Annotated in this window: 11 protein-coding genes and 1 pseudogene; 4 read left to right on the forward strand and 8 right to left on the reverse strand. The window is 40.6% G+C overall.

All coding sequences use genetic code 11. The features are described 5' to 3' along the window. Positions 1–175: 175 nt before the first annotated feature. The 3 genes and pseudogenes from CH376_RS12345 to CH376_RS12355 form a co-directional block, all read right to left on the reverse strand. Positions 176–1255 (reverse strand): annotated as a pseudogene (locus tag CH376_RS12345) (capsid protein); the annotation flags it as partial. Next, positions 1256–2047, reverse strand: a complete 792-nt coding sequence (locus CH376_RS12350; protein WP_100787484.1) for a hypothetical protein — start codon at positions 2045–2047, stop codon at positions 1256–1258. 3 nt (positions 2048–2050) lie between these two features. Continuing rightward, positions 2051–2938 carry a hypothetical protein gene (locus CH376_RS12355; protein ID WP_100787483.1) on the reverse strand — a complete coding sequence of 296 codons (888 nt, stop codon included), beginning with the start codon at positions 2936–2938 and terminating at the stop codon, positions 2051–2053. A 334-nt stretch (positions 2939–3272) separates the two neighbouring features. Here CH376_RS12355 and CH376_RS12360 point away from each other — a divergent pair, with 334 nt between their 5' ends. Then, positions 3273–4169: a DUF3800 domain-containing protein gene (locus CH376_RS12360; protein WP_100787482.1), complete on the forward strand. Its 897-nt coding sequence runs from the start codon at positions 3273–3275 to the stop codon at positions 4167–4169. Positions 4170–4484: 315 nt separating this feature from the next. On the opposite strand, the gene CH376_RS12370 is transcribed toward CH376_RS12360, so the two are convergent. The 5 genes from CH376_RS12370 to CH376_RS12390 form a co-directional block, all read right to left on the reverse strand. After that, a complete protein-coding gene (locus tag CH376_RS12370; protein WP_243394841.1) occupies positions 4485–4820 on the reverse strand; it encodes a hypothetical protein in 336 nt (111 codons plus the stop codon). A gap of 134 nt (positions 4821–4954) precedes the next feature. Beyond that, positions 4955–7378: a methyltransferase gene (locus CH376_RS12375; RefSeq protein WP_100787479.1), complete on the reverse strand. Its 2424-nt coding sequence runs from the start codon at positions 7376–7378 to the stop codon at positions 4955–4957. 81 nt (positions 7379–7459) lie between these two features. Beyond that, positions 7460–9028, reverse strand: a complete 1569-nt coding sequence (locus tag CH376_RS12380; RefSeq protein WP_100787478.1) for a hypothetical protein — start codon at positions 9026–9028, stop codon at positions 7460–7462. A 23-nt stretch (positions 9029–9051) separates the two neighbouring features. Then, positions 9052–9771 (reverse strand): baseplate assembly protein, encoded by a 720-nt coding sequence (locus tag CH376_RS12385; protein ID WP_100787477.1) that lies wholly within the window; start codon positions 9769–9771, stop codon positions 9052–9054. Further along, positions 9768–11717, reverse strand: a complete 1950-nt coding sequence (locus CH376_RS12390; RefSeq protein ID WP_100787476.1) for a hypothetical protein — start codon at positions 11715–11717, stop codon at positions 9768–9770. The genes CH376_RS12385 and CH376_RS12390 overlap by 4 nt, the downstream gene beginning before the upstream one ends. Before the next feature lie 69 nt (positions 11718–11786). Here CH376_RS12390 and CH376_RS12395 point away from each other — a divergent pair, with 69 nt between their 5' ends. Genes CH376_RS12395 through CH376_RS12405 form a run of 3 tightly spaced genes read left to right on the forward strand, consistent with a single transcriptional unit; the run spans position 11787 to position 14362 of the window. After that, positions 11787–12983, forward strand: coding sequence for a baseplate J/gp47 family protein (locus tag CH376_RS12395; protein ID WP_100787475.1), 1197 nt, complete (start codon positions 11787–11789; stop codon positions 12981–12983). 1 nt (position 12984) lies between these two features. Next, positions 12985–13584 carry a hypothetical protein gene (locus CH376_RS12400; RefSeq protein WP_100787474.1) on the forward strand — a complete coding sequence of 200 codons (600 nt, stop codon included), beginning with the start codon at positions 12985–12987 and terminating at the stop codon, positions 13582–13584. Continuing rightward, positions 13577–14362: a hypothetical protein gene (locus tag CH376_RS12405; RefSeq protein ID WP_100787473.1), complete on the forward strand. Its 786-nt coding sequence runs from the start codon at positions 13577–13579 to the stop codon at positions 14360–14362. Before CH376_RS12400 ends, CH376_RS12405 begins: the two co-directional genes overlap by 8 nt. The last annotated feature ends 335 nt before the right edge of the window (positions 14363–14697 follow it).

Below are 14697 nucleotides of genomic sequence, written 5' to 3' on the forward strand. Positions count from 1 at the left end.
CTGCCGGAGACTTTAGACATTGGTCCAAAGCGTGTAACGAACAAAGTATTGCGATTCCAAACGGAGGAGCCGCAGAACTTACGATCACTCCGGGAACTGGTGGAGTTCCTGAAACCAGATATGTGATCTTTCGTGAAACGGGACCGAATTCTTCTCTCATCCGTTACATGAGAGAGGTAAAGAAAAACACTGCGGCTCCTCCGTTTGGAATCGCAATACTTTGTTCGTTACACGCTTTGGACCAATGTCTAAAGTCTCCGGCAGAGATCCTGTATTTGTAGGTTCCTACATACGATCCGGTAAAAAGTGAACCTGGAACAGACGGTAAGGACGCGATAGAAAACGAAGGAGTCGCGGGTGCATCTGTATCGCTTGTTGCCCCTTCCACCCAAGTCCCAACTTGGTCGTGTTTCATCGGGACTCCCCATTCATGGCGATCGAGCCAGATATCGTCGTCAAAAAGGATAATGTTGTCTTTGGCGTTTGAATCCGCGACGCCGTGAACGATATTGCTGAGAGAAGTATTTCCAGGGGACTGATTGTTATTTTGAATTACAATAGCTCCGCCTACTCTGTCATAATTTTGGTCGTAGAGTGCTTTTGTCGCCGGGTGCATTTTTGCATAGTTCACCTGACCGAACTGTTTGGTTCTCACTTGAGAACTATAGTATTTCATTTCATCGACTGCGGGTAACGCGCCGCGACAATCGGTATAGAAATTCTTACCTAATGATTTAACTTGCGTTTCAAATCCGTCTTGTTCGAGTTTGTTTAAATCCTTTTTTCCAAACCAAATTTTTCTCATTTGGTTTTCCATACCGCGCCTAAGTGCGGCATTGGATTGTGTAAGTTCGGGATCTTGTGAGTTGTTTACGGTATCGACAACTTTGTTAAAAGAATATCCTTCCGCAATGTAGTTGATCTCGTTATACAAACGATCGAGTTGAGGATCTCTAAAAGAAGGTTCATCGGACTGTCCGATATAGGAAGAATTATACCATCCTCCACCGTGAGAACGATTTCGGTTGTATTCCACGATCACCTGGTTTGTGGTTCTTCTCGGAACTTCTTTTAAAAACTTAAAATCTTTGTCAGTCGAAACGGTTGCGACAAACACTTTGTCAAGTGACTGCATAGACAAAACAGCACCCGAGGAGTTGATATCCACAAAAGGAGTTGCGCCGTTTAACGCCGTGTTTGCTTCGAACGCTTTTTTAATTTCGATCAATTGATCGAGCGTGTGAGGACCGGTCATTTATTTTTGAACCTCTTTGTATTCGTTTATGAATGCTTGAGCTCGGTCGGAAAGTTTCCAGGTAGACTCGAAGTACGCGATATCTTCTAACTGGCAATGACCTGCTTCGATTCCTTTGATGATAAGATTTCCGATATGATCTCGGTCCTTACCCGTGACTAACCCCCCTCCCTTTATGGGATCGTTTGTTTTTTGAATTTTAGAAGTGACTGGGGTTTTCTCGTTCGCTGGACGATTTGCAAGCGCACCGATTTCGGATTTTAGAGTTTGAACTTCTTTAGAAAGCTGTGAATTATCTTCCGCAGTATCTAAGAGATGCTCGATTGCGGCCGCTAATGTTTCTTGTCCGCTTTTTAAAACTTCTAAGGTGTTTTGAATTTCTGAGATAAATTCAAGGCGAGCTTTCTCGACCTCTTTTTCTTTCTCGGATTCTTCTTCGCTTTTTTTCTTTTTCTTGTCCTTTTCTTCTTTCTCTGCTTCTCCTTCTTTGCTCTTCTTTTCGGATTCCGTGAGTTCGGACTTTGCAATTTCGTTTCCGTCATTGTCGTCAAAATACGCATCGATCACATCGTCTGCAAAGGAGGCAGCTTCTCCTTCCGAAATCCCTTGAGCAATCGCCCACTCCTTTACTTTATCCGTTTCAGGGACCACACTTCCCGAATCAAGTAACGTCGTTACCTGCGAGGCTAAGGTTTGTAAATCAGGAGCGTCTTCTCCGGTTGGTCCGTCTGATTTTTTTACGGGTTTTGATTTTACACGCTCCTTCAGACGATTGATCGCATCTTGTATCATCGATTATTCTCCACTCAGTTTTAGGAATATCGCGTCGGTGAGATTTTCTAAATCCTCGCCTTCGATGCTGTATTCTGTCTGGAGAACCGAGCGAATCAGGGCGGACCGAAGTTCCATTCCCTGATTTCTAACACGATCTGAAATATCGGAGATGATGAGTTCGACAAAGCGGTCTTGCGCTTCGGGATCCGATTGAAAGAGTTTTGTTAAGAAGTTGAGTTTACGTTCGATTCGTAAGAGGCGTTCTAATTCGTCAGATCCGTCTAAAATACTCTTCTCGATATCTCGAAGAAAAATCGCACCCTTTATCAATTGAACCGAGGTATCTGGATTGATTACTTCTTGGAGTGGAGCGATCGCGCATTTACGAAGAAGAATTTTGCGAATCGTCTTTCCTTGATAGTCTTGTGGTCGGGCGAATCCGGAAACGGAAGCTCCCCAACCTTGGAACCCGGCTTGTAACCCTTTTCGAATTTCCTCTGCGAATTTGTTTCCTGGAAAAAGTCTCCCTAGGATATATAGTCCGTCGTCTTTGATTCCGTAGTGAGTCGGAAAATCTTCTTTTAACCCGATTTGTTCAGGGGCGCCGATGATCGCTTCCGCTTTTGATTTTTGTAAATCGACGAGGAGAGATCCGGTTAGCTTCCCCTCGTTTTTTAGATCTCGAATCTCTTTATCGATATGATCGGTTAGATGGTTAAAGTCGAAGTATCCTTGGGAAGTAAACTCCGAACGCATCGAAGGATCCGCGTAAGCAGATTTAAGGATGACTTCCCCTTGTCTGTCTTCTCGTTCCGAAGACGCTTTGACAAGAATCTTGATTGCGCCAGTCCGATCCTCCGGAGTGGCTTTCATTATTTGGAATGGATGAAGAAATTGAGTCTCTGACATAGAGACCCTTGTATTTGAAAATTAAAAATCGGAAGTGGGTAGATTCGATTACTGACTCTATCTTTGAAATTATCTTAGATTAGAATATCAAATGTTTGATTAAAGAATCTTGCAAATTTTTAATGTAGAACGCTCAGAACAAGCAAAAGATGAATAATGTTTTTATTATAAAAAACCGATTATTATAATGAAAAAAAGTGAAAAATTAATAAAGAAAATCGCTTGTGTAATTAGTCTATTTAATGTAGCCTTCCAAATGCGTCTGGAATGAGTCGCCTAGCGTCTCAACGAGGGGCTTTCAGCCCCATCGCCAGTCGCCGTCCTCATAAAATTTATGTATCTTTGCTATCTGGATGAATCCGGAACTCCAAGTATTCCTGGAAATACTAGTCATTACGTTTTGGCAGGAATATCAATACCTGTAAAATATTGGAGCAATAGTGAACGACAAATCGATATAATTAAACGAAAATTTAATCTTGAAGGGTCCGAAATTCATACCGGTTGGATTTTAAGATCGTATATTGAACAACAGAATATTCCGAATTTTGAATCTTTGAATTATATAAGTCGTAGGCAAGAAGTGGAAAAACTCCGAATATCGGAAATACACAGACTTCAAAGATTAGGTAATTCTAAAAGATTAAAGCAAACAAAAAAAAATTATAGAGAAACCACCCCATATATCCACCTCACACATTCGGAACGTCTTAACTTTATTACTGAATTAGCACATACAATTGCAAATTGGAGCTACGCCAGACTATTCGCTGAATGTATTGATAAACTTCATTTCAACCCGACTATTTCTGCAAGGCCTTTAGATGAGCATGCTCTTGAGCAAATTGTAAATCGATTTCATAAATATTTAGAAATCATGGATAGATCTGCACAAGTACCTGAAAGCTATGGTTTATTAATTCATGATAATAATGATACTGTAGAAAAAAGACATACGGATTTGATGCGTCATTTTCATAATCATGGTACATTTTGGGGCAATATAACAAAGATTATTGAAACTCCGCTCTTTGTTGATTCTAAACTTACTAGCATGATTCAAATTGCTGATTTATGTTCTTATTCATTAAGAAGATATCTAGAAAATTCTGAAGACACTCTTTTTAATATAATTTTTCAAAGAGCGGACAGAATAAATAATGCCGTTGTCGGCGTTAGACATTTTACTTCTCAAACATGCAATTGTAAGATATGTACATCGAGACATTGATTACTTATTTTTTACGAAATCACCACGCAAAAATTTATAAAGAACCCGTAAGTAGCAACACTTATATTCAATAAAAAGCCAACCTTCCTCGCTTACGGGAAAAAGGATAGGAATATATCGAAAAAATCCCGTCACAAACCATTCTCCGTTCTCTTGCCAACCGTACATCGGGAACCCCATATAAAAAAGCTTTTTGATTTCTTTATCTGAATTCAATTTTGCACCTATTCAGGTGGTATAGATTTTTCATTTTTCTAATATTGTCAAGTTTGTATTTTCTGAATATCCCGAACGAAATCTTTTAATTATCATAACTTATGGATCCGAGACTAAAAGATAGACTCTCAATTTTCCCACAGAAGAACCGTTGGGATTCCAATAGACTCGGGCCTGCGTAAGTGCAGTAATTGTATCAAATGCAAGTCCTAAAAATATTCCTGGAACGGTTAAATCCGTGCCCCCAGGATCGAGCCACTTGTCTGCAAGAATTGTATCTCCTACAGTTAAGTTTGGTGAGCCGTTAAAAGGGATTAAAACTCTTACAAATACTTGAACAACGATGGAATTAACCTGTAAAATATCTCCTAAGTTAATTGTGCCGGCCGCGTTTGAAAAATCGATTTCAGCTTCTGCTACGTTCAACTTTTTCAATCGGTTATCCTCCGGAAAATCGTCAAAAGTAAATGGACCAAGGAAAGTTGGCATTGAAATAAATTATTATGCCTGTGTGAATCGGAGAAGGGGATTTTTATTTCTGGTCATATCACTTCATTTCTTAACCTTTTTCACAATGTCGCTAATAGTAAGTTACGTGAAATTCCCTCTTCCATCTTTTTTTCATAACGAATATCGTCTGACTGTTTTGTTAGAGTGACTAATCTCGTAGAAACTCCGGTTTGTCTGAAAGAATCTTTACCTTTAAAAGATCCCTCGGGTAACTTTTCGGAAACTCCTCCTTTTTCTGTAAGCCATTTACGAAATTCCTGCGATCTATGATCCTGGCGAAAGAATGAACCTTCAGACATGATCGCAACTAGTTTACCACCGGGTTTTAGAAGTGAATATGCGTGCCTGACATGGCGGATATCGTTGCCATTCTCAAAAGGAGGATTCATAAGAATTCGGTCATACCTCTTATCAACAAAATCTAAAAAATCATCTGCGACTACCGTATATCCTTTGGCTTGCAATATGTTTTTTAATGAATACACTGGTTCGATTGTATCCGGATGAATCCCTGTTTCTTCCGAAATCGTTTCGGCTAAATCCCCTTTTCCGGCGGAAGGTTCGAGAACGTCCATTCCAGGTTTTATATCCGCTTCCAGGATAAGTCTTTGAGCCAAGGGTTTTGGAGTTGGGAAAAACCCTGGAATTTTATTCCCAATCAAATCTCGTTCCAGATTTCGAATTTCTACTTTTTTCGGATCGAGTCCGGCGCTCTTGCTTTTTGCAATGAGTGTGCGAAGATACTGACCAGCTTCATGGACTTGTTCAAATGTGCTAAGTCCAAGTCGTAAAACTGCCAAAGTCCTTTCGTTGTAGTTTGGATAGGGATTTCCTCTGAAATATAATTCATAAGGCTTTCCTTCTATGATTACTGGTTTTTTAGTATCAGGTTTAGCTGGACGCGCGTATAAACACTGCTCGATTTTATTAAACTTATCCATGAGGCGTTTCAAAGATTCAGCCTCATCAAGATTTGAAGTATCGATAAATTCTGCTTCACGGGAAGGAATCGTTTTTTGGAGCTTACTTGCTCCTTCCAATTCTGACTTTGTAATCAGTCCGTTTTCATAAGCCCAAGTAAGGTTATGACCGTATATTTTATTACTACCTGAAACCGAAATACGATCCGATGATTTCTCTGAAATGAACCGAGAATCAAGTTTTCGAAACCATATTGATATTTTTTCAGTCAGGGTTTTTTGATCTTGTGAGTGTTGCTGGGTTCTGTTATTGTTTAGGGACCTAGAAACATTGAGAATTTCTTCAATGTCTTTTTTACTTTTTATTCTTTTGAGATTTTCAGGGAATGCCCCTAAGTCCACTTCCTCTGCTATTCCTCGTAGAGCAGATTGAATGTCCCGCATCTTCTTTGCATCTTCATACATTGAATCCGCGATTCTTGCTCTGCGATAGGTTGGGTTTTGTTTTGATATAGGAGGACTTTCTTTGTTACGAATCGATTCTTCCATAGCATCGGCAAGGTTTCTAAATTTTGCAGAAACTACCGCTCGTTTAATCGGAGTATCATCTTCGATCGGTTTAGGATTGTTTTTTTCGTTATATTTGAGTAAGGATTCTGAAATATAGTTACGAATAATTTTTAAAACGATGGACGGTTCTTTTTGAACCAGTTTGGAAAGTGCGTCATTGATTTTTACCGATATGGATGGGGCGATTTGTTTTTTATCTACCGATTCTTTTAGGCGCTCTACAAATCGACTTTCCTCTATCGTTAAATTCGAATCTTGTAAATGGCTTACCACTCCGGACAAAGTGTTCGCGGTTAGAATTGAATTTGAAGTTGTCTCTACGTCATGTTTCCCTGCGGCATTATCATTTCCAAGCATGGCCTCGGAGAGAGATCGTTTTGACTCATGGACTTTTGCTGTAATCAGAGAACGAATAATTTTATTTACGTTTTCCGAAGTGATGCTAACAAACTTGTAGGAAATGTTTAAGAGGCTATTTAGATTATTCCCTTCCCTATTAGCAAATTCCTCGAACTCAATTGCACGGTTATTAAGTCCCGCATCTATGAGGGAATTTTTTACCTGTAAAATGAAATCCTCTAAACTTCGAATCGATACAGGGAAGTAGCTGGGTTTGTAATTTTGATTTGCGAATTTTTTTACTGTCTTAGGCGCAATATCGAAAAGACTCGGCTCTGATGGACTTAGTTGTTTTTCGCGTTTTTGTTTACTTTCAGAACTTCGGTTGAATTTCTTTTCTTCAGTTAGAGGGGATTCCTTATCTTTATTCGAAGATTTTGAATTAAATTCGGTGTTTTTTACCGTATCTGCAATTAGTTTGGATGCGCGAGATCTCGAGGGAGCTTTAATCATAGCCCAAGCTCCCTTCTCACCGGAAGGTTTTACCTTTCGCCAAACAGAGCCGTCAGCATGAGTTGAAGGCCAGCCTACCGGCTTTTCATTCGATTTTAGAATTAGTAAAGTGGATTTTACGACTTCACGGATAGAAGACATTCTGCCCGAAAAAATAAAACAAAAGCGTCTATCGGAGTTTGTTTTTTAAAGACAGAGAATTCGAAACGGACCGATTTTTCTTTAATCTGTATAGGCTCTTGAAGACGTAGGACTCCATTTAAAAGAAATGGTTGTATTTGCTTTCGCTTGACCGGGAGAGAATTCATCGATTACGTCTGTGATATATCCAAACTCACTGATCTCGTCATCCGGCATCGGATATTTTTTAGAAGAGTCCATTTCGATTCGATATGGTATTCCCGGACGTAAAGGGATAAAGGGTAGATCAAATGAGCCACTGGCAATTTTTAATTCTTCTATATCGCAGAAAATACTAAAGAGCCTATCTCGAATTTTTGCGAGTTCGCTTTTGTAGTTTTCTTTGTTTTTTTCGTTTAGATTTTCTTCTTTAAAAACGAGTCCCGCCATTTTTACGTGAAGTAATTTAGGGCCAAAAATAGAACGGAGTTTGTCTTCGTATTTCGGTTCGGAGAGGACGGTGCCAAATTGTTGAAATGTGCTTTGAATTACGTGAACTCCGGCAATTACAGAATCTTCCGAATCCTCGATACGGTAATTCTTGAGGTCATCAAAGGCAAAATAATAACAAGCGTCGATATTTGAGGTTTTTAAATCCCTGTATTTTCCATCCTTTCCGAACATGTAAAACGGAGTTGGCCGAAAAACGACCTTTGCCTCCTTTCTTCCTACCTCGTATTCCTCGATCACATTCGATCCAATCTCTCCTAATGAAACTCCTTTCCCAAATAATCCGTCGATTTGAAACGATTGAAGTGGATCCACGAACAATTCATAGAGGGGTTCAGAAACATACGATCTTAGAATCTCCCAAAAATTAACATAAGAGCCGATCGAAAAGCTAGACAATACTTGTGATTCGTAAGTGAAAAATTCCGTGTATGCTTTTTTGGGAAGAAGGATCGTTAAAATAGAATCTGGATCGTTTTGTGAAGTCGGTGAAAGTACTGGATGATCTGCGTATCTTGAAACGTTCATAAGTGAACAAAAAAATTCATCCCAAAAATTTTTAATTAAATCGGATAGCTGTCCCTGCAAAAATACTTTCGTAGCTTTTGTGATGACGCCTGCGTAAGATTCTTGGGTTCGTGTAGGTGGCACTCCTTCCGTTCTTTGATAATCGATAAAAAAATCGGTATCCGAAAGAAGGGTTTCAATTGGTGAAATGGTCACGCTTACAAAACTTTTTCCCTCTGCTGAATATTCTCTGGACGTAGATTTTACCTTTCCGACATTTAATTTGTTAAAGCTACTTTCCTTTGAATTGCCTGATCCATTATCATAATAAATAAAAACGATACTTCGGACCGGAAATATATCTCTGAATCTTAAAAATTCTCCTTCTTTAATTTGAGACAAAGGAAGCGGAGTTTCAGTATTACGTTGTACGAAGTAACTTTCTTGGTACGGAATTGTTAGAGAGATTCCTCCTCTTTGCGCGGAAATGGAACGATGAGATTTGATCGTTGTTACGTATTCTACCGGAAAGAAAATATTACTGGACGATCCTGGTAAATGGACCTCGATCGCAAACGACTTTGGTGGAAGTCCAATGTCTATTCGCTCTCTTTTTTTTTCTACTTTGTCAGAATCGGATTGCGGATTCGGCACAAAGCAAATTTTAAAGGATTAGGTCATATCGGAGGACTTGTCTTTGTGGGGGGCAATGGTCCTGGGTTATAAAGATGGTCGTGTTCTTTTAAAGAAGTTCCCGCCGCGATTACATCGACATCGGATATGATTTTTTCTGTTGCTTCAATTTTTCCGGTGATGTCCAAATCTCCCTCGAAGGTCGTTTTCCCTACGATTTTCGTATCGCCGTTTATTTGAACTTTAGAATTTATCTCAACATTTTCAAACGTGAGGGTTGCTTTTTTGACTGTAAAATCAAGTTTCAAAACGACTTCTTGCGATTCGTTATATACCTCAATTTTATTCGTCGTTTGACGAACCGCGTAGCCTGACTCGTGAAAATCAATGATGTCGGTCTCCGGGTCGATAAAAGAAAATTTATTCCAGAAGTCTTGAATGTTTGATAAATCGGAATCCTTTGTTGAAAATGGAAAAACTTGAGTAATGAGAGGAGCGCGAAAAGAACCTCCTATAAACTCAAGTAATACAAGTTGATCTTTTTTAAGACCAAACGCTCGACCGTGAGCATCGCCTCCTTGTTTTAAAAAAGGTCCAAAATACCTGACCTTTTGAAATGGTTCCCCAAAAGTTGTCAGAACATTTGCGCGGAAACGGGGAAGAACTTCAGTAACGGTCGCGATCATCACAGGAGTCAATCTCGCATCCGGGGACTGCGGTTTTTCCTGCCAATCAAAAGGATCGTTCGAAAATGACCCTCTCATATCGAAATGATATTACTCCCGCCTGAAATCGATTCCAAATAAAAGCGAAATAGAATCTTATCCCCGTCTTGAATCACTCCAAGAAAACGAGCGTCATTTACTCTTGGATCGGACTTGAATTGTCGTAATAATTCCTTAATATATCCCTTACTGTAAATCTCATCCGGGGTTTCTCCCCAAGCAATCGGATTCCCAATATCCGGACTTCCCGGAATCGATCCGATCACTATATCAATATGATCCAGCTTTTCATTTACGAGAGCCTCATCACCCTCCACAATTTCCAAATCGCCAGTTGGCGAAATCGCAATCCCTCGGTTTTCAGTGAGTTTTATATCACAGCCTAAAAGACCGATTTCTAAATCCTTTGGAGTTGGATTGTCCGGCAAAACCGTAAAAACATTTGTTTTAGTTCCGTAAGGGATTTTAATTGCGCGTCTTGCAAGAATGGTAGTCTCATGTTGTCCGTTATACAGCGCTAGTGCTTGTCCTAAATTCACATCCCCTAATTTTTTTTCTGCAATCGACTCCCAGGTATCCCCAGACGACACATAATGAATGGAATATTCATTATCAACAGCCGCTTCGTTAATTGCGCTTTGAGTTTCTAAAAGAATCTGATTTGCAGTCAAAGCAAACTGGTAAACGTCGTTATCAATCCAAGCACTCAAATCGGCGTTCGGTAGGAGAGACATAGATTCATACGATCCCCCCGTTTGAACCGGAATCGTAAATTGAGCAATAAGTAAAATTAAGGCACTACAATCCGAGGAGGCTTTTTCTAAATTTTGTCTAAAATCTGCCTCGTTCGATCTCGATTTTCGATAAGCATCGTCAATTCTCTGCGAGATTTCTTCCGCATTAAATCCCCGTTTCTTTGATTTGATTCCAAGATCAGCTTTAGCACTCTCAAAAGTTTTTCTCGCTAATTTCCCTTGAGCATTGAATTGGTCCTTCATTCGATCCCAGGAGGAAAGAAGTCTCTTAGTAGAACTAGCAAATACTTGAACCCCTCTCGCGACTCCAAGAAGCGCACCTGATAACTGCAAGGGAAGATTTATGATATTTTCTAATTCATTCATGAGTCCTGAAATGGTTCGAAACGGATTAAAGTTACTTCGTATGAGTTGGCTCGTTATGGAAGAATCAAGTTCGCGTACAACAACCAGATTCAAAGAATATTTGTAAGTATTCGTGTCAGATACGGAACGAGTTATCGCAAAACCACTGGACGGAATGACTACCTCTACGGTTCGGTTTCTGTCATAGTCCCGAAAAACCATTGCGTGACTCTTCCAAGTGAGACGTCTTTCTCTGAAAAGTTTTGCAATCTTAGATCCTTGAGGATCGTTAGAGGTATATTGGACCGGATCAAGACTTCTCGAATAGTGAAGGATAAACATAAAATCCTGGAATTCTTGGAGTCCCGACCTAAATTCCCCTCCTCCAAAACTTAGATAACTACTTCTGATTTTATCATAGTAGCTACTTACAGAATTTGAAACAATGCTCTTTGCGGCCGAGAACGCGGATTGGATAAAACCTGCGCCTGTATCACCCGGAATTGCAGACTTCGGCTTTGCAGGTAAACCTAAATGGTAGATATGGAATTCACCTTCTAATTTTATTTCATGATTATCGGGTCCATAATCAACAACCACAACTCCACCAAAAGTTTTTTCAATTCCGACGCGGTATTTAAAATTCTCTGTGTATTGGAGCGGACCATTTACAAAAAAGTATTCATTCGAATCAACGTTTGCACCGGCCAGATTGTAGGAACCGTTGTTTTTCTTTTCATAGAAGGAAAGAGAGAATACGTTCTGCGGTTGGTAAGTTGGAGCTAAACTTCCGGAAAATGATCCTCCTGTAACTGAATTAAACGCTGATTTCGCACCGTCTACAACGCTCCCGCCAAAGCCAGAAATCGAATCTATCACTCCCATCGATTGAGATAATAGAATCTTTCAGCCTATCGGATTTCCGATTTTTGAATTCGAGTTACGTTTTCAGGAATGGGTTCTCCCGCTCCTTACATTCCAAAAACGGCACTCGAATACAAGACAGCTCAACAAAATAGCTTACTTGCTAGCGGTTCTAGACTTTCAAACTTTAGTCCCGGATCCAGGATCTCAACCTGGATAGCGACGATTGCTTCCGTTCTTGCAGAGGGAGATTTAAGAACTCTTAACGGATTTGAATACTCAATCAGAGAAGGGGTCTATAACGCCTTTGGTTTTACGAGGTTACCCGGCCTAAAATCAATCGGAGTTCTTCGAATCGAACATTCGGGTCACACAACTCCCGTAACGATCCCAGTCTTTACACTCGATCTCTTTGGTCTTCTTTATGAGTCAATCGCACCCGTTACGCTTCCCGTTGGTGAAACTTCCGTTGAAATCGAAATCAGAGCAAAGAACCCCGGAAAAGATTATAACATAACGAGGCTTTCCATTGATACCCAAGAAGGTCTTGGTACTTTAAATGTTCAAGTTCCACCGAATACAAGGATCTGGAATCCGAGTGATTTCGCAGGTGGAACAAACATTGAAAGCGAAGAAAATAGGCTTCGTCGTTTTCGTAACTTTATCGTTTCTCTAGGTCGCTCTACTCCTCTTGGGATCTATACCGCCGCAACTTCTATCCCAGGTGTTGCAGGAATTCAATTAACGACTAACGTGAATCCGTATTCCGGTGCTTTTGAAATCGGTTGGATCAATCTGTATATCTCAGATGGTACATCAAATCCTCCAGAGAGCCTTCTTAATCTTGTTCAAAAGACCATTGAAGGAGATTTAAACGATCCTGAAAACTTTCCTGGATTTGCGGCCGCAGGTACCTTTGTTGCAGTATTTAGAATTCCAGTTCTCGGAATTACAGTTAAATTCGATCTTCAAATTCAAAACGGATCCCAACTTTCGAACGAACAAGCCTTAGATATAGCGAAGAATCAACTCACCCTTTACTTAAACACCTTACCCGTAGGATTTGATGTTTTACTAAAACAAGTAGAAGGAACAATTCTAAAAGCGCATCCGGACTTTTACAAAGTAAGCATAATCGAGTTTTATGGGAAACTCGCATCCGATCCAGTTCCTTTCCCACTTCCCACTCCAAGTGATATTTCCGTTCCTTCCATTGATCTTCCAAGAACCGGAGGATCTTCCGGAGGAATCACTTCAGGGACCGTGACTCGTGTGGAGCCGTCTTAGTATGCCACATGAAAACAAATTACTGGATGGACTCCCTCAATTTAATGAAACCGATCCAATCTTTAAAGAATTGTTCGGAGATCCTTCCAGACCTGAACTAAGTCCCGTTTCGAATATAAACGATATCAATGTCGGAGCAATTTACAATTCAGTAGAGTGGCATCTTAGGTTTCAAGATCTTGCAGTCAAGAGCGCCGTTCTTTCAGGAGCCGAACAACACTTTTTAGAAAAGTGGTCTGCGTTACTTGGAATTCCACGACCTGCGGGAATGGATGATTCCGAATTTGTCGGATATATCATCGGTTACGTTCTTTCAAATGAACCTACAATTCCAAAAATTGCAGAGATATTTCCCAAACCGGATTTTTCAATTCTTCGCCCAGATGAGTTAGGTTTTGCAACCGATGTATCCGCAAGCGATCTCGGCCTCATTCTTCCCGGACCCGATACCAAAGCCGTTTCATCAATTGTCACGCCGGACAGGGGCGCGACGTACGTTCTCACCAATGATATAAGCAAGTTATCCGACTTACAACTCACCGAACTCAATCGAATTCTTGCGGCGGGCGTTGCCGCGTTTGCAGGGGAAACAGATGGCTAACGAATTAAAAATTCCTTTAACGGATAACGAAGTAAAAGTATATTATCAGAGTTTACTTCAAAAAGTTACGGCAAACGATTTCAATCGACTTTCGGGGGCCGAATCAGAACATTCTGCAATTCCAGCCGTTTTAAGTGCGATACTTGCGACTATCGGAAGAAATTCAGATACCGCGATTGGTTTTTCAGTTTCTACACTTGATAATCAAACGATTCAGGTTGGAAGCGGTCTTTACATTCGACCCCACGCAGTCTATATCTTTCCGCCCGTAACCTTAACCCCTAATTCCGGTTCTTTAGAAGGAATTTATGAAATCGAACTCGAAGAAGCTCTTACCGATTCTTCGGCTGTTCCTCTTTGGAATACAACGACTCAAAGATTTCAACCACAAGTAAGACCGACTCGTAAAACATACCGAACTAGTCTCTTTGAACAGTGGGTAAATACTCAAGGACTTCCGACTCCGACCACGGGAAGAATCGGACTTTTATCTTTTAAGAAAAATAGCATCGGAGAACCCATTACAAACCTCAACCGGATTTTACCGGTCTATGATCCCGGTTTAATTGGAGTGGAAGTTCAGTTAGATCCCGGCATTGGAGACCGAACCTCCCTTGCCGATGCAATCAATTGGCTATTTCAACATTTAGAATCGAAAGATTTTTTAAGGACTACTTCCTCACCTGGATTTGACAACGCAAAGTTTCAAGTCAGGACGCAAGGAAACTTTGCCTATTGGAGTAAGGATGGAGGAGGTACCTGGCTCCCTTTCGCATAACCCCACCCAGTGGCCCATCTTCTCCCGTTTCTGGAGCTGGTGGTCACTGGGTGGGGAATTTAGGACAGGATCGTTACGATGTTTTTCCAAAAGGTTCCTATTCGATCGGCGACGTTTGGCACGTAGTAGATGCACATATCGATCAAGGTGGAAACGTTACCGATTGCGGTCAATGCGGTGGGAACAATAGCTGTTACAATCTTGGACCCTGGTTTGATTGTCCTAAGTGTCCGGCAGGATATTCTCAAAGCAATGCAATAGGGCTATGTTGGGTTGGTGGAAGCGTTTTTAAACCGTGCTGTACGAGTACATGCTGTATCAATACTTGCAACACT

The organism is Leptospira adleri (genome assembly GCF_002811985.1).
Lineage (GTDB): Bacteria > Spirochaetota > Leptospiria > Leptospirales > Leptospiraceae > Leptospira > Leptospira adleri.

Bases quoted from the DNA above. Each gene is read 5' to 3' on its own strand.
- CH376_RS12390 (WP_100787476.1), bottom strand. From the start codon at position 11,717: ATGGGAGTGATAGATTCGATTTCTGGCTTTGGCGGGAGCGTTGTAGAC.
- CH376_RS12360 (WP_100787482.1), top strand. From the start codon at position 3,273: ATGTATCTTTGCTATCTGGATGAATCCGGAACTCCAAGTATTCCTGGA.
- CH376_RS12350 (WP_100787484.1), bottom strand. From the start codon at position 2,047: ATGATACAAGATGCGATCAATCGTCTGAAGGAGCGTGTAAAATCAAAA.
- CH376_RS12405 (WP_100787473.1), top strand. From the start codon at position 13,577: ATGGCTAACGAATTAAAAATTCCTTTAACGGATAACGAAGTAAAAGTA.
- CH376_RS12400 (WP_100787474.1), top strand. From the start codon at position 12,985: ATGCCACATGAAAACAAATTACTGGATGGACTCCCTCAATTTAATGAA.
- CH376_RS12395 (WP_100787475.1), top strand. From the start codon at position 11,787: ATGGGTTCTCCCGCTCCTTACATTCCAAAAACGGCACTCGAATACAAG.
- CH376_RS12385 (WP_100787477.1), bottom strand. From the start codon at position 9,771: ATGAGAGGGTCATTTTCGAACGATCCTTTTGATTGGCAGGAAAAACCG.
- CH376_RS12375 (WP_100787479.1), bottom strand. From the start codon at position 7,378: ATGTCTTCTATCCGTGAAGTCGTAAAATCCACTTTACTAATTCTAAAA.
- CH376_RS12355 (WP_100787483.1), bottom strand. From the start codon at position 2,938: ATGTCAGAGACTCAATTTCTTCATCCATTCCAAATAATGAAAGCCACT.